13 protein-coding genes are annotated in these 21093 nt (G+C 43.7%); 2 read left to right on the top strand and 11 right to left on the bottom strand.

The genetic code is table 11. The features are described 5' to 3' along the window. Positions 1-23: 23 nt before the first annotated feature. Positions 24-1769, bottom strand: a complete 1746-nt coding sequence (locus CEX98_RS08390; RefSeq protein ID WP_099641635.1) for an MFS transporter — start codon at positions 1767-1769, stop codon at positions 24-26. Positions 1770-1909: 140 nt separating this feature from the next. On the opposite strand from CEX98_RS08390, the gene CEX98_RS08395 reads away from it, so the two are divergent. Continuing rightward, a complete protein-coding gene (locus tag CEX98_RS08395; RefSeq protein ID WP_242441665.1) occupies positions 1910-4264 on the top strand; it encodes a hypothetical protein in 2355 nt (784 codons plus the stop codon). Positions 4265-5293: 1029 nt separating this feature from the next. Here the strand turns inward: CEX98_RS08395 and adk are convergent. From adk to glk, 6 genes are all read right to left on the bottom strand, one after another. Beyond that, the gene (adk, locus tag CEX98_RS08405) at positions 5294-5938 is read right to left on the bottom strand and encodes an adenylate kinase (protein ID WP_099641637.1); all 645 of its coding nucleotides are present in this window, start codon (positions 5936-5938) and stop codon (positions 5294-5296) included. Positions 5939-6106: 168 nt separating this feature from the next. After that, positions 6107-7111, bottom strand: a complete 1005-nt coding sequence (gap, locus tag CEX98_RS08410; protein WP_099641638.1) for a type I glyceraldehyde-3-phosphate dehydrogenase — start codon at positions 7109-7111, stop codon at positions 6107-6109. Between the two features lie 17 nt (positions 7112-7128). After that, entirely contained in the window at positions 7129-7749 is a 621-nt protein-coding gene (locus CEX98_RS08415; RefSeq protein ID WP_099641639.1) for a bifunctional 4-hydroxy-2-oxoglutarate aldolase/2-dehydro-3-deoxy-phosphogluconate aldolase, read from the bottom strand. 23 nt (positions 7750-7772) lie between these two features. Beyond that, positions 7773-9626 (bottom strand): phosphogluconate dehydratase, encoded by a 1854-nt coding sequence (gene edd / locus CEX98_RS08420; protein ID WP_099641640.1) that lies wholly within the window; start codon positions 9624-9626, stop codon positions 7773-7775. Positions 9627-10024: 398 nt separating this feature from the next. Further along, positions 10025-11044 carry a LacI family DNA-binding transcriptional regulator gene (locus tag CEX98_RS08425; RefSeq protein WP_099641641.1) on the bottom strand — a complete coding sequence of 340 codons (1020 nt, stop codon included), beginning with the start codon at positions 11042-11044 and terminating at the stop codon, positions 10025-10027. A gap of 10 nt (positions 11045-11054) precedes the next feature. Next, entirely contained in the window at positions 11055-12056 is a 1002-nt protein-coding gene (gene glk, locus CEX98_RS08430; protein WP_099641642.1) for a glucokinase, read from the bottom strand. Between the two features lie 318 nt (positions 12057-12374). On the opposite strand from glk, the gene CEX98_RS08435 reads away from it, so the two are divergent. Continuing rightward, the gene (locus CEX98_RS08435) at positions 12375-13394 is read left to right on the top strand and encodes a LacI family DNA-binding transcriptional regulator (RefSeq protein ID WP_099641643.1); all 1020 of its coding nucleotides are present in this window, start codon (positions 12375-12377) and stop codon (positions 13392-13394) included. 55 nt (positions 13395-13449) lie between these two features. Here the strand turns inward: CEX98_RS08435 and CEX98_RS08440 are convergent, their stop codons facing one another. The 4 genes from CEX98_RS08440 to CEX98_RS08455 all read right to left on the bottom strand — a co-directional run bounded on the left by CEX98_RS08440 (position 13450) and on the right by CEX98_RS08455 (position 20968). Continuing rightward, positions 13450-15846 carry a glycoside hydrolase family 15 protein gene (locus CEX98_RS08440; RefSeq protein ID WP_099641644.1) on the bottom strand — a complete coding sequence of 799 codons (2397 nt, stop codon included), beginning with the start codon at positions 15844-15846 and terminating at the stop codon, positions 13450-13452. 10 nt (positions 15847-15856) lie between these two features. Beyond that, a complete protein-coding gene (locus CEX98_RS08445; protein ID WP_099641645.1) occupies positions 15857-17356 on the bottom strand; it encodes an MFS transporter in 1500 nt (499 codons plus the stop codon). 3 nt (positions 17357-17359) lie between these two features. Then, positions 17360-19234, bottom strand: coding sequence for an alpha-amylase family glycosyl hydrolase (locus CEX98_RS08450; RefSeq protein ID WP_099641646.1), 1875 nt, complete (start codon positions 19232-19234; stop codon positions 17360-17362). Positions 19235-19453: 219 nt separating this feature from the next. Then, positions 19454-20968, bottom strand: coding sequence for a tryptophan halogenase family protein (locus CEX98_RS08455; RefSeq protein ID WP_099641647.1), 1515 nt, complete (start codon positions 20966-20968; stop codon positions 19454-19456). Positions 20969-21093: the final 125 nt, after the last annotated feature.

The raw sequence follows: 21093 nt of genomic DNA on the forward strand, positions 1-21093 counted from the left end.
ATAACTGTTCCCATTTCATAAAGCTATGTTTTTCTGTTGATCATCACTTTATTAAACCAAAATAAGGCAGCGGCAGTTATCAATGCAATAGCAGCAAATAGCCCCCACATTAACTCTGGTGCCGCCATTTCTTGCACTAACACTTTATAACTCCAACCTGATAAGAATCCTGCAAATAAGAAACCCAGTGCCATCGAAACAAAGTAGTACCCCATATAAAGCGCAGCTTGAGATTGCGGTGCTATGCTCGCCACATACTCTTGGCTTTTAGGAGAGGCAAGCATTTCGCCAAGCGCGATCAGCAATATTACCGTAACAATGAGCTGACCACTTAGCCACCCGCTATCACCAAGCAATGCGATAAATGCAACTGCTATCACCAGTAGGCCTGAGATTAGTACATAAAATGGTCTAAACCGCTGACAGAGGAAGCTCACCAAAATTTGTGCGATTACAATGGCTGCAAAATCTAAATTAATGAGATATTCAGGATTGATTTGACGATATTGCACTAATTGCTCTGCAAGCGTGCGCGCATGCTGCTGAGAAAGTGCCTGTCCATTATCTTGGAGTGCACTTAGCGTTTGCAATATCAACTGTATTTGCTCATGGGGGACATTCACTTTAAGGTGAACCCATTCAAGCCTTATGGTTTCAACAGATACTGCACCGCTTTCCTTAAGCTCGTTGAACAGCGTCAAAATGGCAGCCGTTAACTTATCAATATCAACATGCGCTAAAAACGAAACGCCAGAGTCGCCAAACCAAGCCAATATATCTCGTGTGTCTGCATAATCACGAATATACAAAGGTAAGGTATAAAAAAGCTGATTATAAACGGTCCAAAAGCCTGCGAGGATCAACAAATATAACGCAAATGGCAAGTTGCTGACCTTCATTGGCTGAAGCCACCATGTTTTATTTGCGGCTCGGTTTATTAGCATTCGGTCCCACACCCAGTTGGCTAAGAACCAAATTACGATCCAAGTAAACGCTTGACTGTAGTTAGAAAACCCAACTCCCGCTGACATCAATAATGCCAATGCCACAAACAGTGTAAGTGCTAAACGCGTATTACCCAGCACCGACTGTGCCGTTGTTAATACTTGAGCGAGGGACTGCTTGGTTTTAGGTAATGTTTTAGGGTCTTTATAAAATAGCATCAGAGGAATGAAATTGATTGCTATCCAAACCGCAGACATTATAAACACAGCATCCCAACTGATAGCTCGCATATACCCCGCAACCAACGGGCCTAAAAAGCCTCCAATATTCACCATAGTGTAAAAAATCCCAAAGCCAAGACCACGATTCGCATCGGTTGTGCTATGGCTTACTGTGCCAACAACTACAGGTTTAAAACAAGCGGCTCCCAGTGCAACAAAGCTCAGTGCAATAAAAAATGGCCAAAAGCTTTGTGCCTGTCCCATTAAATAATAGCTTGGCGTCATCACCAAAAATGCGAAAAAGAACATCTTTTTATAGCCAACGCGGTCGCCCAGCGCACCAGTTACAACAGGCAAAAGATATAAGAAAAAAGGAATAATCCCCTGTACGGCACCTCGCTCAATATCATTAAACCCAATACCACCTTGTGACTTTGGAGTTGTCATATAAATAGATGACACTGCAAAAAAACCATACCAAGCGAGCCTCTCAAATATCTCCATGATATTCGCGATGTAAAAAGTTTGACCAAACCCAGAAGGCGACTCAGGCCGATTGACCTCATTAATATCTGGCTCACACCACCGCTGCTGATTTTGCATAATGACAATACCTGTTATCTTTGTTATTTTATATTGCATACAATATACACAAATAATAACGAGAGAAAAGTGCCATGTCTTTATTTTATCTGTTTTATACCCCTTATCATCGAATAACTTCGGTGCGAAGTAGCGTGCTGATGCATCCCCTCTTAATTGCGATACTCTTTTTACTCGGTGGATGTAAAGCCACACAACACAATGATGTCGCCATTCCTAGTCCTTCTGATATGCGCTCAGAAGTGAGCGTCAATGGCCGAGTAAGCACGTTGAAGCACATCGATATCCAGTATGTTGGAAAACGAGTTCCGATAACCTATAGCGATGGAAAAATAGGTAACTCTCGGGGATATGACTGGTGGGTCAGTAAACACTTTGCGCTTAAAAGTGACTTGCCTGAAGACAAAGTAAGACTTTATTTAGAACTACTGGAAATGTCTTACCCACATTACGTTGAGTTGTTTGGTATGGCACCAGCTGCAATTGATAAAAAAAGAATTGCAGTAGTCTACGGAAGTTCCCGCCAGCGCACCAAAGAGGCAATGTTGGACGACGGTTTTTTGCGCGGCGTACATAAAAATGCCGGCGGCGAAACCATGTTTTATAACCGTGCTGGATACAATTTTCCGAGTCACCGCCAACATCATCAGCGCTATATAGTGATCCATGAGACCATGCATGCGTTTCATATGGCACTTAATGGCCACTCAACTTGGGCACCAAATTGGATCACCGAAGGGATGGCTGATGCGATTGCAAGCCACGTGTACGATCCAGATAAAAAGCAATTAACTGTGATGGTGTTCGACCGCGCTCCAATGAACTATCTACACTTGGGTTTACAGCAGTATCATCTAGGTGGACAGCCATCCTTTGAGACAATTAACGATGACCCAACGCTCAAGCGTGGACTCAACTTTTTTATCGTACACTTTCTGTTGAGCGACCCTTTACGCTACCAATACTTTAAGCGCTTTATCGCCACACTGATGGAAGCAAACCCACACTCAGAACAAACATTGCCAACCGCTAATGCGCTTTTAAAGCAAACCTTCTCTAACTGGCCGCAGCTTGAAAAACAGTTTGCTGCATTTGTACACTCTGCGACTCCAAGCTTTTATATCGTCAACGGCCCATGGGAACAAAGTGGTGCGGCATATTGGCTAAGAAATAGCGAGAGTAAGGCGCTTAATCGCCTTGATATTCATCCAAATTTTGCTTCAAACCACCCGGTTATGGACTTTCCTAGGCCAGATAATACTCCCTTAATTGGCCCCCAGGAGGAAAACAGCATGGCGCTACTGATCGATTTTGAGTCGGAGCAATATCAACGTGGAGAGATAGGCTTTGCGCTGTTAGCTGAATTAGAAGAGTCGAGCAAAAATACAAAGCTTGGACTCATACCCAGATCTGATGTCGACTTTGATGCAGATCACCTGCTACAAGTTATTCTTCAAGACGGAGTTAAACTCACTATTTCGAGTAATCGAGATCAGTTCACATCTCAGTCTATTGCACTCTTACCGGCATTACGTGAAGACATTCAAGCCCATCATCAACTAGCTATTTCATTCACCAAACATGCTGGAGTCCTAGCGCTCAAGTTGAGCACGAAAAATCATGTTCAGTTAGCCGACTTCAGGTCAAATGAGATAGATATCGCAAGCGTAGATATTCATAAAGTGAGTTTGCTCGGACGAAACAACAATCACAAAATAACGCCTTACTTTCCCCAACATCAGTATTTAATCACCAAACAAGAAACTCCTAACCCTTGGCATTTTGAAGGTGCTCAGCAGCTTGCTCATGCCTTTAACACCTGTGTCGAATATCAAGAACAGTTGCCTGACTGCATGATGTCACTTGACAAAATTTTCAAAAAACAAACTACAAGGACAGTCACCAAAGCTGATCAAGATAACCTAAACCGATTAATGCATAGCTGGCAAGCAACGCTAGGAAATGAAGCCCTTTTCACACTGAGTGGTATCAATGTACAAAATTACTATTTTGAAGAGAAACACTACCTTTACGTCAATAATCCTAGCGAACATAATGTTAAAATTTCATTTGGCCCAAATAATCACACGAAGGAATTTTCTCCAGGTGAATACCATATTCCCCTGCCTAGCCAAGCAAAGCAGCTCTTGACCTTTACTTGGAGTGGATTAACCCAAAGGAAGACTTTGTTAACCCCAACACAAGTATTCGATGGCGTTAAAATGACTGTAAAAACAGACAACAAGTTAGTGGTTACGATAACCGGCCCGTATTCAGGAAAGTCACATGGAACAATAACGGTCAAATTTACCCCAAGCAACCGCTTTGAAAGTATCAATACTATCTGGAACAAAGCAATCTCCTTTGCTCCGTATGAACACAAAAGATATGAGTTGGATAACGTCCCCCACCTCAGTAATGGATTACTAGAAGTTATCGGTGAATTTGATGTAGACGGTGAACCACTAAAGCTGGTTCAACTAGTCGATTTATAAGCAAGTACAATAGCAACCTGTCACACTTAATTGAAAAATGGGTTGCTAGCTTCCCCGAGCTAAAAACGCTTGTATACTTGGCTTTGACTATTTCAGCTATATGTGTATTTGAAATCTATTGACAAAAAATAAATGAGCACAAATTAAGGGGAAGAATAGATAATGACTGCTAACTAGGAGCCTAGTGTCTGTTTATACAGAAAAAGGAGCACAGTGTTGCTCCTTTTTTAAGTAATAGGAAAACGGCTGAGACTTAAATTGATAGCTGTGTGTTTAATATGTAAAAAACATACTACTGCATGTTTGCTGTACCGTATTTGAAGCTATCAAAATAACGCATTAAATTGGTCCCATAACCCCAAAGAGTCATTGGGAAAAATATCTATACCAAGCCAAGATTTAAGCAAGTAAAGCAGCACAAAGATAATCCCAAGTTAAACTAACCCGCAGAATAACAAAGCAAGTATAAACATCACAGTGGCGGTAACTCTTTCAGTGGGGCTCAGCCTGCGCTTGTTTAATCCTCCAAGAAAAACAAAATAAAAGCTCCAAGGTAAAAACGGTAGTGCTAATGTCGGCCTAAAATCGATCTTATGATTGTTCCATCCTCGAGTGTTTATAGCTAAAGCTAGCGACTATTTCGGGGTCCATCTTACGAAGTAATTGTTTTACATGCGTATAGTCCGGTTCTGATTTTTTTATCTTCATCAAGTCTTTTCAGCGACCAAACACAATGATGTAGAGAAACAGCTCAGTTTACCTGTCAGAGCGCTTTTATAGAGTGTAATACGGCTTCAGGTTAAAGTATCAGTTTCAAACAAAGCAACTTTAGCTAAGTTTAGTCTAATATACGTAGTGTTCGATAAGGGTTGTTCTTCAAACAATAGTTTTATGATTTGATTGGATAAAGGCAAAAAGAATTCGAGGGTGGAGGTGTATTTTAAAAAGGGTTAATACACAGAAAAGAGGTCAATTGTAGGAAAATCAAGGAGCCATATGACTCATATATGGCTCCTAACTTCCTAGAATTTAACCCAGTAGATCACCTAACTGTTTGCTAACTGCATCTACAGCTTGAGTACCATCAAGTTTGTGATACTGGGTGTTACCTGCATCAGCTTCAGCACTGTAATAATCTACAAGTGGCTTAGTTTGCTCGTGGTAGATAGCCAGACGCTTACGTACCGTTTCTTCTGTGTCGTCATCACGAATGATAAGGTCTTCACCCGTTACGTCATCTTTGCCTTCAACCTTAGGTGGGTTGTAAACGATGTGATAAACACGGCCAGAACCTGGGTGTACACGACGACCACTCATACGCTCAACGATGATTTCGTCTGCTACATCAAATTCAATCACATGATCAACCTTGATGCCATTTTCTTTCATTGCATCTGCTTGAGGGATAGTGCGCGGGAAGCCGTCAAGCAAGAAACCATTGGCACAATCTTCTTTTGCGATACGCTCTTTTACTAAGCCAATAATAATTTCATCAGATACCAGTTGACCTGCGTCCATGACTTTCTTAGCTTCAAGACCTAGCGGTGTACCTTCTTTAATAGCAGCACGTAACATGTCGCCTGTAGAGATCTGTGGGATCCCATATTTGTCCATTAGAAACTGAGCTTGAGTGCCTTTACCTGCACCCGGCGCGCCTAGCAAGATGATGCGCATAATTAAATCCTCGTTTGGAGTTATTGGTATGTGTGTGGTGAATTTTTCCATATACGGTGCCGATCCTCAAGGAACTTATACTAATTGATAAGGAAGAATGGCAATTTTTCCGTCAAAAACAAAAAAGCTCTGCGCATAGCAGAGCTTTTGGTCAGAATTTAATCCTGATTATAAGAATGCACCAAGTGCTTTAACTTGGTCTAACATACGGCAAGAGAAGCCCCATTCGTTATCATACCAAGCCATCACTTTTACAAGCTTTCCGTCTACCTTGGTTTGAGTAGAATCAAAAACAGACGACGCTGGGTTGTGATTGAAATCGATAGAGACCAATGGCAATTCATTATACTCAAGGATTTCGCTCATCGCGCCCTCAGCAGCTGCTTTAATTGCAGCATTAACTTCTTCTTTTGAAGTCTCACGCTTAGCAACAAACGTTAGGTCAACAAGCGACACGTTAATCGTTGGTACACGCACAGCCATGCCATCTAGCTTACCTGCAAGTTCAGGTAGTACTAAACCAACCGCTTTTGCCGCACCTGTTTTTGTCGGGATCATTGACTGAGTTGCACTGCGAGCACGATACAGGTCTTTGTGATATACGTCAGATAGATTCTGGTCGTTAGTGTATGCATGGATAGTTGTCATACTACCTTGCTCAATCCCAATCGTGTCGTTTAACACTTTTGCGATAGGAGCTAAGCAGTTTGTAGTACATGATGCGTTAGAAATAATCGTCGATTCCGCATTAAGTACATCACTGTTTACACCATGTACAACTGTTGCATCCATATCTGTACCAGGCGCTGATACAATCACTTTCTTAGCACCCGCTTCAATGTGCTTAGCCGCAGCTTCACGAGATGTGAATAGACCAGTACATTCAAGTACTATATCAACGTTTAGTGCTTTCCAAGGTAAATTCGCAGGATCACGCTCTTGCGTTAACGTAATTTCATCACCGCCAACAACGAGTGTATTATCGTTCAACACTACCTGCTCTTGAAAGCGACCATGTACAGAGTCAAACTGAGTCAGGTGGGCGTTTACATTCGCTGGTGCAAGGTCATTGATTGCAACAACTTTGATTTCTTTGTTTTGGCCTGACTCGTACAATGCGCGAAGTACGTTACGACCGATACGTCCATAGCCATTAATTGCGATATTAATCATGATAACTGTCCCCTAATCTATTTTACTTCACTTGCTTGTTTTGCAAGCGCTTCAATGGCTTGCCAGTCTTTGCTTGCGATAAGTGCTTTATCAAGCATCCAAGTACCGCCCACACATACCACATTGTCGAGTGCTAAATACTTAGGTGCAGTTGCCAACGAAATACCGCCCGTTGGACAGAATTTTACCTGTGGAATTGGTCCACCAATGGATTTAAGCATTGGCGCACCACCAGCAGCTTCTGCTGGGAAAAACTTTAAGAATTCAAAACCATGACTTGCAAGCTTCATCACTTCGCTTGGCGTTGCAGCACCTGGAAGAAATGGAATGCTTGACGATTTTGCCAGTTCCAATAATTCGTCATTAACACCTGGACTTACCATGAAGTCAGCACCGGCTTCTACAGAGGCATTAAAAGTTGCCTTATCCACTACCGTACCAGTACCCACATAGGCGTCTGGTAAAGCCGCTTTAATGTCTTTTACCGCTTGTGCTGCCACCGGTGTACGAAGTGTAACTTCAAGTGCTCTTAAGCCACCATTAAACAGCGCCGTAGCAAGTGGCACTGCATCTTCTAGGTTATCAATGACGATAACCGGAACCACTGGTGCTGCTGACAATATTTCTTTAATACTCATGCTCACCCTCATTCCCATTGTTTTTATTCTTCGATGCCAAATGAGCATGCGCCTTGATCTGCACTGCTCACTACGTGTCTAAATCCTGAAAATAGTTCCCTACCGGTGCCAAATGTTTGTGACTGTGGCGACAGCTGCAATTCTCGCTGTGCCATCTCTTCATCTGATACGTGTAGCACTAGTTCACCTTTAGGTGCATTTAAGGTAATTAAATCGCCTTCATGTACTTTTGCAATTGCGCCACCTTCAACTGCTTCCGGTGCTAGGTGGATTGCCGCAGGAACTTTACCTGAAGCACCAGACATACGACCATCGGTGACGATGGCTACTTTAAAACCTTGATCCTGTAGCGTTGCCATCACCGGCGTCAATTTGTGCAGCTCAGGCATCCCTTTGGCCTTCGGCCCTTGCTCTTTGATCACAGCAATAAAGTCTTGGTTCAATTTGCCAGCTGCAAAAGCCTCTTGTAGCTCCCCTTGAGAACTAAACACTTTCGCAGGTGCTGTCACCGTTTGATGTTGTTCTTGTACTGCGGATACTTTGATCACCGCTTTACCTAAGTTGCCGTTCAATAGCTGCAGACCACCTTGCTTATTGAATGGGTTCGCAACGGGACGCAATACTTCTTCATCAAGTGAGTTTTCAGGTACAGGCACCCACTTTACTTTGGCAGGGCCTTGGTTATCGCTAACAATCACATTACTGTTGATATCCAGTAATGGCTCCATGGTGTAAGCATCAAGCCCCTCACCTACGATAGTCTTTACGTCGTTATGCAAGAAACCACCGTCTCGTAACTCACGCATCAAGAAGCCCATACCACCCGCGGCTTGGAAGTGATTGACATCGGCGTGGCCATTTGGATAGATACGCGTTAGTAATGGTACTACTTCAGACAAGTCAGCCATGTCTTTCCACGTAATTTGAACACCAGCTGCTTTTGCCATCGCCACTAAGTGAATAGCATGGTTGGTAGAACCACCAGTAGACAATAAACCAACTAATCCGTTGATCACGGTTTTTTCACTCACGATATCCGCTAGGGCATTACCACTTTTACCGTCAAGTAGCTGTGTTAGCATCGTTTCAACCGCACTCGCTGTTAAGCCATCACGCAATTCTGTATAAGGATTAATGAACGAGCTACCCGGTAAATGTAGACCCATGATCTCCATTAACATTTGATTCGAGTTTGCTGTTCCATAGAAAGTACAGGTGCCAGCACTGTGGTAAGAGGCGCTTTCTGCTTCAAGTAGCTCTTCACGACTCACTAGGCCTTGCGCAAACTTTTGACGTACGCGCGCCTTCTCTTTGTTCGGAATGCCCGACTGCATTGGACCGGCTGGCAAGAAGTAAATTGGTAGGTGGCCAAACGACAGCGCACCAATTAATAATCCCGGGACAATTTTGTCACATACGCCAAGACAGAAAACCCCGTCAAATACGTCGTGTGAAAGTGCAACGGCAGTTGACATAGCAATCACATCACGAGAGAACAAAGACAGTTCCATCCCGTCACGACCTTGTGTGACACCATCACACATCGCAGGTACACCACCTGCTACTTGCGCAGTCGCATCAAATTTATTTGCCACTGCTTTGATTAAATCTGGATATTCTTTATATGGTTCATGCGCCGACAACATGTCGTTGTATGAATTGATAATTGCTAGATTTGGTTGCTCGTCTTCTTTTAGACGAGCCTTGTCACTGCTTGAACATGCAGCCATGACGTGTGCTAGGTTTCCACAGCCCAGTCCCGCTCGTACGCGCGTTTGTTTTTTTGCTTGTTGGATTCGAGCTAAATAGGCTTGACGTGTTGCTTTGCTTCGCTCAATGACGCGTTCGGTGACTTCCTGAATTCGTGGATGCAACATATTACTGACTCTCTAGTGTTAGAGGAAAAAGGCTCTGCACGATTGCCAGCATTCGTGGCAATCCTTGTACAGAGCTGCTTTGATTTACCCGTTCAAAGGTACGCTATCAGGTTGTCTCTCACCCCAACCTGACACCGGTGTCACTATATTTACGCATAAAGCTGACACCGGTGTCAACCTTTCTTATAAATTTAGTCTAACTTTTTAAAATGACCAAATTATAACCATCTAAAATTTCTTGGCCACTTACTTACCAAAACTCATTACTAACATGATTTTATTAAAAATTATGCCGTTAATGGGTTAATTCTGACTTACCGAGAAAAGGGGGAATTCGGAAAATAAAAAGCCCAATGACAGAGCATTGGGCTTTGGGGCAAGTATAAAAATTGAAATTGTTACGAACTCGAGCGCGCCTGAGTTGACTCTCTAGTGATTAGTTTGGCTTCGAGTACCTGTTGAAATGGTATCTCTTGTGGTTGTGAAATATGCTTAATTAGCTCTTCGACGGCAATACGCGTCATTTCTTCCACCGGTTGTGCGATGGTCGTCAATCCAGGCCAAATATGCCTTGCGATTGGTGCGTTATCAAACCCAGCAATAGACAGTTGTTCTGGTACTTTTATCTCTCGTTGGGTAGCCAGCTTCAATACCGCCGCTGCCATGTAATCATTGGAGGCAAAAACTGCTGTCGGTCTCGGGTCCAAATCTAAAATCGCTTTTGCACTGTCTGCACCAGAGTGATAACTGAAGTTACCTTCTGCTACCAAGCGCTCTCGATATGCTATTCCGTGTTTTGCTAATGCCTGTTGGTAACCTGAAAAGCGATTTTCTGTTGCACTGTGATCTGGGTGACCTTTGATAAAGGCTATCTCGGTATGGCCTAACTTAATCAAATGCTCCGTTAGTTCAAACGCACCTTGCTCATCATTGCTTCGGATCGAGATAGAGTCATCCCCTTCAATTGCCGAGGCAACACGGGCATAAGGTATTTTGCGCTGTTTTAAAAAGGCTATCAGCTCTTTAGAATCCGAAAATGGTGGAGTAAGCACGATGCCATCAAGCCTAGAGGTGGTAAGTAACTGTTCTACATTATCGATTAGATCTTGACCACGTAGCTCACACGGATGGATCAATAAATTGTAACTATGCTTTTGACACGCCTCTAGCGCACCACTTTGCACCCGTGTAATATAACTTTTCGATGGATTATCGTACAGACAACCAATAATAAAGCTACGATTTTGTGCGAGGCCTCGCGCAATTGGGTTTGGCTTATAGTTGAGCTCTTCAAAAACCTTAAGCACTTTTTCTCGCGTTGCAGGACTAACATTGGGCTCGTTATTCAACACCCTAGAGACGGTCTTTTTAGACACCCCAGCATACTCAGCGACACTATTAATGGTTACTTTTTTCATTACGTTACCCTCAAGCTCCCCGTCGCTCATGAATACATGCAGCCGCGCCGATAAGCGGGATATTATCTTGTACAACTAAAGTAACTGGAATTTGGCTAGTATATTGCGACATCATGCCTTTTTCGGTAAAGCGCTCAACAAAGCTACTCGCTTGCAAGCGAGTCTGCATGCGTGGCAGTATGCCACCACCAATATAAACGCCACCTAATGCACCAAATGTAAGTGCTAAGTCACCTGCAACGCTCCCCATCCAATCACAAAAGTGACTCAAGGTGGCATCACATACCTTACACTCTTTGGCAAGCGCACTGATCTGTGCTGCATTCAAGTCTTTGGCTTGTTCACCGCGCACTTCTGCCATTGCCTTGTAAAGCCGTGCGATACCAGGGCCAGAAAACACCGTTTCTACCGATACATGTTGAATATTAGCCCTAAGTACTTTTAGAAGTTCTTTATCAAGAGCTGTCACCGGTGCTAGGGTGATATGCCCAGCCTCACAGCTCATGACGGCACTGCCGTTAATATCTCTGGCAAGACATGCGGCGCCAAATCCCGTACCTGGGCCCATAACACCAATATTTGCCCCGAGCTCTGGTTGACCTTGCTTAATCACAAGGTTTTTCTCTAGCGCCAAGTATGGAGCGGCGTATGCGAACGCAGCAAAGTCGTTGATGACTGCCAGTTGTTGAAAATCAAACTGAGACTTAATATCTTCAGAATTAAAATGCCACCCTAAATTAGTTAAATGAACTTGCTGAGACTTAATTGGCCCGGCAACTGCGAGGCATGCTCGAGTAGGTTGCGCAACAGGTAGCTCAGTTAAATATTTTTGGATAGCGGCTTCAAAAGATTGGAATTCAGCACTAGGAAAAGTGGCTTGATGGGTAATTAAAAAGTGATTGGTTCGCGAGTCAAAATCTGACACGATCGCAAATCTGGCGTTTGTCCCCCCGATGTCGGCAACGACAATCGGTTCAAACGGCACGGATGAATGGCTTGTTGTCTGGCTCATATTATTATCTCTTTATCACTGCGATTATGCTTGGGCTAACATCTGGGCTGCCAGCACATGTCCTGCAATTTATTGTCTCAGCTCGCCAAAATTTTGCACGCCTTGGCTTTTGCTCTTACCTTTATTGAATTTATTGGTAAAAAAGTGCTGCCCTTGGCATAGGGCAGCCAAATACGTTTTGACAACAAAATGATAAAACATCGACATTATGACACCGGTGTCAGACTGTATCAATAAAAAATTTGCAAATTCTCTGAAATTGGTTGAAAAAAAAATTGAATGACTGACAATGTCAAAGTCTAAAGCGTTGAGAAGAACATGAAAGGTAAAGCAACTTCATTTGATATCGCCCACTATGCTGGTGTATCGCAATCTACAGTATCGCGCGCCCTAAGAAATAGCCCGTTGGTTAACGAAGAAACGCGTCGTCGTGTTCACGAGATTGCTAAAAAGCTGAATTATAAAGTCGATAAGAACGCGAGCAATTTGCGCACTCAGCAAAGTAGTACGCTGGCACTTTTGTTATTTGAAGACCCAACTGAAGATGAGTCACAAATAAACCCTTTCTTTTTAAGCATGTTAGGTAGCATCACTCGAGCATGTGCAAAAGAAGGTTATGACCTCTTAGTCTCGTTTCAATCTACCAGTAGTGATTGGCATGCCGACTATGAGGATAGTCACCGTGCAGATGGTCTTATTTTGCTAGGGTATGGTGATTACATCGATTACCAATCGAAACTACAAACCCTCCTCGACAACCACACTAAGTTTGTGTGTTGGGGTGCAACAGTGGATGACCGTCCCGATCTAACAGTGAGTTGCGACAACTACGGTGGTGGAGTATTGGCCGCCAAACATTTAATTGAAATGGTGAGGACAGATTGCGCTTTTATAGGCGACGCTTCTGATCATAGCCCTGAATTTTTTGCCCGTTTTAAAGGATTTAGAGATACGCTCAGCCAAAAAGGGATCGAAGTCAGCGACCGTAAAATAGCCAATGCTATTTCCACCGAAGACTCAGGATACCATGCCACCCGCTCACTTATCGCCAATAACGTTAAATTCAATGCCTTGTTTGCCGCCAGTGACCTTATTGCAATAGGTGCGATTAAGGCCTTACAAGAAGCTGGGATCCGCGTGCCCCATGACGTACATGTGGTTGGCTTCGACAACATTGCTGCGGCAGGCTATGTCTCCCCCTCTTTGACGACGGTACAACAAAACACCACACTGGCCGGTCAAATGCTGGTCGATAACTTACTTCGGCTGATCCGAGGAGAAGAAGTGGCTTCTACGCTCTTACCACCGAAATTGATTGTTAGGCAGTCTTCACGGTAGCAATAGCGATAAAAATGCCGAAGTATACTTCGGCATTTTTTCAAGCTTGAAATCGTTATTGCAACTTATTATCTACAATTGGATAGTGATCCCATACTTGTTTTTCATTTAATGAACGAACCAGCTTAACGTATTCTGCGTGCGTCCAAGCCAGCGGTGTCGCTGAGTTAGTGCCTTCACCGAGCGTATAGTCAAAGGTATTTTTACCCACGCCATCCCATACTTGCTCTGGTAGCATCATGCCCTCGTTCGCAAAGTGCTCCATTGCTTTGACATACGTATTTTTTATTTTGCTCTGTTCATTAGCACTTAACTCACCGTCTAACAATGCCAGCGCAATATCATAATGGCCACGCTCACCGGTAAAGAATGGCCAAACACGTCCACGTTGACCATCGGTATTCTGTCCACCTTCAGCGTAATTAGTGCCGCGCTTTTCGTCTTCACCATAACCATCATTACCATAACGGCGATAACCCGGATAGCTATTAACATCACCATCAAACTTAAAGCTATATTTTACTCTTAGGTTTTCAGCAAGTGTCTCATCATCATATTCAGGCATTGTGGCTACAATACTCGGGGCATCTGCTGCTCTTACGCCATAGCGTACAAGCTCTAAGAAGCCACCATCAATAATCTGCTTCTTATCCATACCCTGTCGGCCATTATTTGCGTTTAAGGTTGTGCTCGAGTTAGGGTCTTGGTCTTGGCCAATACGGAAGAAGTAATGTCCATCACTGTGTTTACCTTGTAAGTTGCCTTTTGTGGTGAACATCAAGGCTTCAACTTCACGATTATACTGCTGTGCAGTTACAAGGAATTTTTCTGCTCCTGCTTTGTCACCAGCTAACTTTGCGATATCGCTGGCTGTTACTAAGCCTGAAATAATGGCTGCAGTAGTCGATGGGGAATAGCCGTTTTGCTCTTCCCAACGCTCTTGCTGGGTCGCAGGCGGAGTGATTTGGGTGTCATTCCACAGTATTTTTGCCAGTCCACCATCAACTAAAAAGTTCGCGGCCGGCTTCAGCATTTTGTTGTACCAGTAAACCAACTTCTCATCGCTCAGTACACCTGCTTGCCATAGCTTCCACGCAAGCATGATAGGCATTGCCGTTTGATCCAGTTGCACGCCCACCCACTCAAGCTCACCGTCAACATGAGTTTTTTGTAAGAACCAGCCCGTATCGCCTTGGTTGCCAGGTGTTTTGTCCGTTACTTGGACTTTTTCTAGGTATTCGAACGCAGTCAGTGCGGTTTGCTCATCACCCATTGCAAGAAATGCCATCGCAACTTGATAAAAGTCACGTACCCACACTGCTTTATAACCCGTGTGACCTTGCTCCGCAGGTACTGTATCCCCCCAAGGATTTGATAAAGATGCGATCAAGGCACCTGCATGAGTTTTATCTTCTTGTGCCTTTAAAACAAGTGCACTGGTATAAAGCAACTTGCCGTTGTCAGTGGTGTTTGCGGTCATTGAATCAAGCGGTTTCAGGCTCGCGATATAGTCTTGCCACCCTATTGCCTCCCCTTCACCGTTGTAATCAGCCAGAACTTGAGTATATCCCTTGGCTAGAGAGGCTGCGCCTTCGGCAAAACTTTTTTGCTCTGAGCGACCAAAGCTCAAGGCTAAATCGAATGTATTGCTACCGTTTACAGGGCCTAAATTTGCTAGCCAATTTACATTGCCTGATGTTTTCCCAGTAGCAGTATACGCTTGAGCTAAACGGCCTGTAGACTCAAGCGATGCTAGATTATCGCTAGTGCCTGTAAAGCCAACAGATGCTTCAACAAAACCTGTTTTGCTTTGTAGCGATAGGTAATTGTCACCTTCCCATGCGAGTAGCCCTTGCTCTGTCACTTTTGCAGAATCATTTAACCCATTGTTGTTGACGTAGGGGTTAACATTCACGAATGCTTGAACCCCATCGAGTTCACTTTGCACTTTCGCTCTTACAAACAGCGTTTGGCCGTCAGGGTCGGTAAAAATATGCTTTTCAAGCGTGAAGCGACCTTGCTTATCCCTACTTACAATTTTGTAAGCGAGGGATAGTGGGCGACCGTTATCGTCTTTGTGTAAATAATCTATGCTGACAGCTAAGCTATCTGTATCAGATTCTTTAACCGCAAAGCCATCGCCAACAATAATAAATTGCATGCCTTTAATTTGCGCTTGGTGGATAAGGCCAAACATGGTTTCTGTGATCATACCTTTAGCAACAGAGAACCAAACCTTTGACACGGCTTTAGTAGCGGCAGCGTCACTATATTGCCCCGCTAGATAGGCTTCATAAGAGGTGCCAATGCCAGTTTTACCAGAGTAAGCCCAATAAGGTGTGACACCGGGTGCACCCGGTGCAATATGAGAGTCGCTTATCGATTGCTGACTACCGCAACCGATAAGGCCAGCACTGACCAAAGCCAGCGCAATTGTTGAATACTTAATCATGTTGTTCTCCTTATTGAGCCTTGATAGTGACTCTTGAAACAGCTAGTGCAGCGAGTAAAAATGACACGCCCCCAATAATCAGTGCGAATATCGGTTGATTGTCGAAACCGTGGCGTAAGATAAGCCCTAAAATACTGGCAGCAAGTAATTGTGGAATAACGATAAAGAAATTAAAAATACCCATAAATACTCCCATTTTATTGCTTGGGAGCGCATTACTCAGCATGGCGTATGGCAATGACAAAATAGATGCCCAAGCAAAGCCAATTCCAACCATAGGGAGCCAAAGTAGTGTTGGGTCACCAATAAACTTAAAACTGATTAATGCAATTGCACCGAGTAATAGGTTCGCTGCGTGCGCCCCTTTGAGGCCAATATGCTTAACCATAAACGGGATCACCATGGCGGCGATTGCAGCAAAACCATTGTACGCGGCAAATAACACCCCAACCCAGTCGGCACCATCGTTATACAATTTACTGGTTACATCTGAAGTACCATAATGGAAGCTAGTCACAGCTGAGGTGGTATAAATCCACATAGCAAATAAAGAAAACCAGCTAAAAAACTGCACCGTTGCAAGTTGTCGCATGGTTTTTGGCATAGTGAATAAATCAAAAATAACATGATAAAAGCCGTTGTTTACGCTCTGCTTTCGCTGCATTACGTGAGCCACAACAAATACCAAAGCAAACGCAATCAATAAGCCACTTAATAAATAAAGTTCCTTTTCAAGGCTCATCATCGCCACAGCAAGTAATACACTGCCCCCGAACATACCGGCTATTACTGAACCTTTTAAAAAGTTTACCTGTACGTTTGCTGCGCTTGTTTCTGTCTTTTGAGTTTGCGCTTTTTCAAATGCAGCTAATTGCGCTGGGCTATATTCTTTTGTTTTGATTATCGTCCACATTACAGATACAAATAAGATTGCACCTCCCCAGTAAAAAGCATATTTTACCGATTCAGGGATTTGACCTGCAGGAGCGGTATTGCTCACGTCAAACCAATTGGTCATCATCCAAGGGAGCGCCGAAGCGACAACAGCACCAATGCCAATAAAAAAGCTTTGCATCGCATAGCCGTTAGCACGTTGCTTTTCATTTAGGTTGTCACCAACTAACGCTCGAAACGGCTCCATTGTGACGTTAATCGATGCATCCATTACCCATAACATGCCAGCTGCAATCCAAAGAGTTGGTGAATTTGGCATAATGAACAGTGATAGCGTAGTGAGGATAGCTCCCCACAGGAAAAATGGCCTTCTACGCCCCAGTTTACCCCACGTTCTATCGCTCCAATAACCAATAATAGGCTGAACAATCAGGCCCGTTAGTGGCGCGGCAACCCACAGAATGGGAATATCGTCCACCTGCGCACCTAAGGTTTGAAAAATTCGACTGACATTTCCGTTTTGGAGTGCAAAGCCAAACTGGATCCCGAGAAAGCCAAAGCACATATTCCATATTTGCCAAAAACTAAGTTGTGGTTTTTGTTGTTCTTGTTGCATAGATTACTTCTCTAGTTGATATACCGCACTGGCCAATGGTGCAAGGGTAATACTTGCCTTAACTTGTCCACCGTCTTTGCTCTGCTGTAATTGTAAGTTCGGGTGCGACTCTAGGATATCGCTATAGCGTCCTTGCCAATCTAAAGGCAAGTATACCGTTACGGTCCGAGAATTTTGCGCATCAAAATTGCTGGCAATAAGTAGCTTTTGTTGCCCTAACTGACGACCAAACGCCATTACTTTCTCGATAGCGGTGGGATTGTTGCTATGTGTCACCACTTGGCTGTATTGCCCTGCTGCAATCGCGGGTTGCTTTGCCAAATTCAGTAACTTAGCGTAGTAGTTGCGAAGCGATCTCTGCTCTTCACTCAACAGTGCGCCGTCGAACTTTCCATGGTTCATCCATTTTTGATGCTCGGGCACCCCAATATAATCAAAAATACTGGTTCGGCTGGGACTGCCAAATCCGGCGGCCTCTGAGCCATCTTCCCCTACCGTTTGACCAAAGTAGATCATTGAGGGAGCCGTGCTTATCAAATGGCTCACCACCATAGCGGGTTTCCCTTTAAGCGCATCCCCGGCAAACTCTGGGCTGGCGATCCGTTGCTCATCATGGTTTTCTAAAAAGTGCAGCATATGAGGCGCGATATCTACAACTGATTGATGAATATCTAATACCGCTTGAGCATTACCCTTTCCTTGCATTAGGGCCTTCAAGGTGTCATAAAAACCGACTTTATCGTAAAGATAATCCATCTTTCCTTGCTTGATGTAAGGTCGATACAAAGAAGGGTTATATACTTCGGCTAGCAAAAATGCTTCTGGATTTTTTGTCTTAATTGATGAGTTTAGAAAGCTCCAAAACTCTACTGGCACCATTTCGGCCATATCATAACGAAACCCATCAACCCCCTTTTCTAGCCAAAAATGGGTAATAGCTTGGAACTTGTACCAGCTGTCTGGTAGCTGTTTATGCTGCCAAAATTCAAAGTGCGCTTGGTATCCCTTTTCAGCATACTCATCTGGTAGACGATCAAAGTCATAACTACCATCAGGCTTGACTCCATAGTTTACTTTGACGGTTTCATACCAGTCGTTAATATCTGGTTTTGCTGCTCGAGCACCATTTCCAGTCCACTTCGCCGGAATTTCAGAAAACTTGCCATCGGCAAGTGGATGCGGATCCCCCCCCAACACTTGGTAATTTTCACTGCTTGGTACTTCAAATGCTTGGTCAACGACGTAGTAGAAGTTATTGTCTCTTGCATAAGTGACTTGTGTGTTGTCGTTATCGCCAAAGTCTACTGTGCCTTTGGGTGCCCCCAAGGATTGATAATTTCGGGCAACGTGATTCGGTACGATATCAATGATGACTTTGAGGCCAGCTTCGTGGGTGCGTTTGATTAACGCTTCAAACTCTGCAAGACGTGCTGAAGGATCGTTAGCAAGATCGGGGTTAACGTTATAATAATCTTTAATTGCATAAGGTGAGCCCGCTCTCCCCTTCACTACATCGGGATCATCTTGTCCAATGCCATATTTGCTGTAGTCGGTCACTAATGCGTGATGGAGCACTCCGGTATACCAAACATGGGTTACGCCCATGCTTTTTAATGACTCTAGTGCCGTTGGCGTAAAATCCGAAAATTTACCAACTCCGTTTTCTTCCAGTGTTCCCCAAGGCTTATTGACGGTTTTGGTGTTGCCAAACAACCGAGTAAAGACTTGATACACAACCGGCTTGCTCAATGGTGCAACTTCAGACTGTAGTGTCATTTGTTCTGATTTTTTATCAACCGGCTCTGGACTGCAGCCGACTAAGCCTACTGCCCCACCTAAAAGGGCTGACACAGCCAATAGTAAAGATTTATTTTTCATAGTGTTGTCATAATGCTGTTTTAAAAGAGTCTACTTGCCTCGCCGAATGCATAGAACCGCTTGCATACGTATTCACAGGGCTATTCGCAGTTGTAAATCTAGGCTTAGAACCAATCGATAACCGTCGTTAAGCACTACTCAACCTGAAATCGGGTTAAGAAGTTAGTTAACCGACTAAAATACCTAAACTCAAAGGCGTAATATCGCTCTAGCCAGAAGTTATTTATTCATTGTCGACGCAAGTGCGTCTAGTTCAGCCCTATGTGTTTTAAAGTTTAAACCACATCGACTTAGGTAATTTTCAATTTTCCCGACATCATGTTGCAAAGCTCGCGCATTACCTGGTTTGAGCTGAGCTTGATCTGGGTAGATCCCATAACCAGCTAATAAACAATGCCAACTAACAGAAGGGTAGTATTGATCGATATTTTGTCGTGCCAGTTCGTCTGACAGGTTATTTCCTGCGACCCATGTCTGTAAAACTTGAAAAAGTGAACGAGATAAGTTGTTATTATTTGCATTATCAAGCCAGTACTTTGTATCCGTTCGACTATTTACGCGATAATGCGCAACGATATAATCTCTAATTGCTTGATAGCGAGCATTGATTGAGTGATTGTGCTTGTCTCTCTTGCCATCTGTGAATCCGGCCTCTTGGTAGCACTCAATAAAGCTCTGAACGGTTTCTTGCACTATGTGTAAAGCAGTTGCTTCTAATGGTTCAATAAAGCCTTGTGATAAGCCAATCGCAATACAGTTATTTTGCCAATGCGTTTTGACCTGTCCTACTTTCATCTTGATATGGCGAGCTTCTACATCCGAGTCTAGCAACCCTAGGGCGGCTCTTAATTCTGTTTCTGCCTGATCCTGATCGCAATAACGCTGGCTATACACATAGCCATTACCGATTCGATTGGTAAGTGGAATATGCCACGACCACCCATATTTGCGCGCAACTGATTTAGTTTCAGAGCTAATAATATCGACCTGCTCTGTGGGCAGTACGACCGCAGCGTCATTAAACAAGTTATCGCCAAATGATTCAAAACCTACGCCAAGCGCTTGTTGTAAGAGTAAACTCTTAAATCCAGAGCAATCAACAAAGATATCTCCTGTTATTTCCAAGCCCTCTGAAGTAATAAGCGCTGCGATGTCGCCGTTAACTTGCTTTCGGACATCTGAAATTGTCGCATCAATACGCTTCACATTGAGCTTTGCCGCCTTACGCGCCAAAAGCTCTCCAAGCAAAGTTGAGTCAAAGTGATAACCATAGTTAATTTCAAATGGAAAGTTCTCCGCCGCGATAGGAGACTTATTAGCGTTTGCTAAGTGAGTCGCCAGAAAAAAGTGGTCAGGGTGCCCCTCCACATCAATTGCCTTACGCCTAACAAAGCTATTATGGAAAAAGGCTGGTGCCGAATAGTCATCTGGCTGTGCGGGAAATGGATGGAAGTAACTCGAAAACCCAGGTTTTGTTGACCAGTCTATAAAGCGAATACCATTTTTGTATGTCGCGTTACAAGCTGGCATCCACTCGGATTCTGAAATACCAAGGTAATCCATAAAGCCTTTGAATTGCGGTGTAGACCCCTCTCCAACACCAATAATTCCTATGCTAGAAGACTCAACGACGGTGATTTCTATTGCTTTATCAGCCCAGCTTTTGGCCATCATAGTTGCAGCCATCCAACCAGCAGTTCCGCCACCTAGAATCACTATTTTCTGATTTTTCATCGTCTTCGCACCTTAAAACTATTAAAACTACTTATAAAAAGCTGAGTAAATACGCCTAGTTAGAAAATAGATGATAGCAACCAACTATTGTTATAGCGATTATAAAAAAGCCACCAAAGCAGGGG

This window comes from Pseudoalteromonas piscicida (assembly GCF_002744175.1).
GTDB lineage: Bacteria > Pseudomonadota > Gammaproteobacteria > Enterobacterales > Alteromonadaceae > Pseudoalteromonas > Pseudoalteromonas piscicida_B.

What these genes read in the sequence shown, in the direction of transcription:
- CEX98_RS08455 (WP_099641647.1), bottom strand. Translation starts at nt 20,968, where the DNA reads ATGAAAAATCAGAAAATAGTGATTCTAGGTGGCGGAACTGCTGGTTGG.
- CEX98_RS08435 (WP_099641643.1), top strand. Translation starts at nt 12,375, where the DNA reads ATGAAAGGTAAAGCAACTTCATTTGATATCGCCCACTATGCTGGTGTA.
- CEX98_RS08425 (WP_099641641.1), bottom strand. Translation starts at nt 11,044, where the DNA reads ATGAAAAAAGTAACCATTAATAGTGTCGCTGAGTATGCTGGGGTGTCT.
- CEX98_RS08415 (WP_099641639.1), bottom strand. Translation starts at nt 7,749, where the DNA reads ATGAGTATTAAAGAAATATTGTCAGCAGCACCAGTGGTTCCGGTTATC.
- CEX98_RS08445 (WP_099641645.1), bottom strand. Translation starts at nt 17,356, where the DNA reads ATGCAACAAGAACAACAAAAACCACAACTTAGTTTTTGGCAAATATGG.
- gap (WP_099641638.1), bottom strand. Translation starts at nt 7,111, where the DNA reads ATGATTAATATCGCAATTAATGGCTATGGACGTATCGGTCGTAACGTA.
- edd (WP_099641640.1), bottom strand. Translation starts at nt 9,626, where the DNA reads ATGTTGCATCCACGAATTCAGGAAGTCACCGAACGCGTCATTGAGCGA.
- CEX98_RS08395 (WP_242441665.1), top strand. Translation starts at nt 1,910, where the DNA reads ATGCATCCCCTCTTAATTGCGATACTCTTTTTACTCGGTGGATGTAAA.
- CEX98_RS08440 (WP_099641644.1), bottom strand. Translation starts at nt 15,846, where the DNA reads ATGATTAAGTATTCAACAATTGCGCTGGCTTTGGTCAGTGCTGGCCTT.
- CEX98_RS08450 (WP_099641646.1), bottom strand. Translation starts at nt 19,234, where the DNA reads ATGAAAAATAAATCTTTACTATTGGCTGTGTCAGCCCTTTTAGGTGGG.
- glk (WP_099641642.1), bottom strand. Translation starts at nt 12,056, where the DNA reads ATGAGCCAGACAACAAGCCATTCATCCGTGCCGTTTGAACCGATTGTC.
- CEX98_RS08390 (WP_099641635.1), bottom strand. Translation starts at nt 1,769, where the DNA reads ATGCAAAATCAGCAGCGGTGGTGTGAGCCAGATATTAATGAGGTCAAT.
- adk (WP_099641637.1), bottom strand. Translation starts at nt 5,938, where the DNA reads ATGCGCATCATCTTGCTAGGCGCGCCGGGTGCAGGTAAAGGCACTCAA.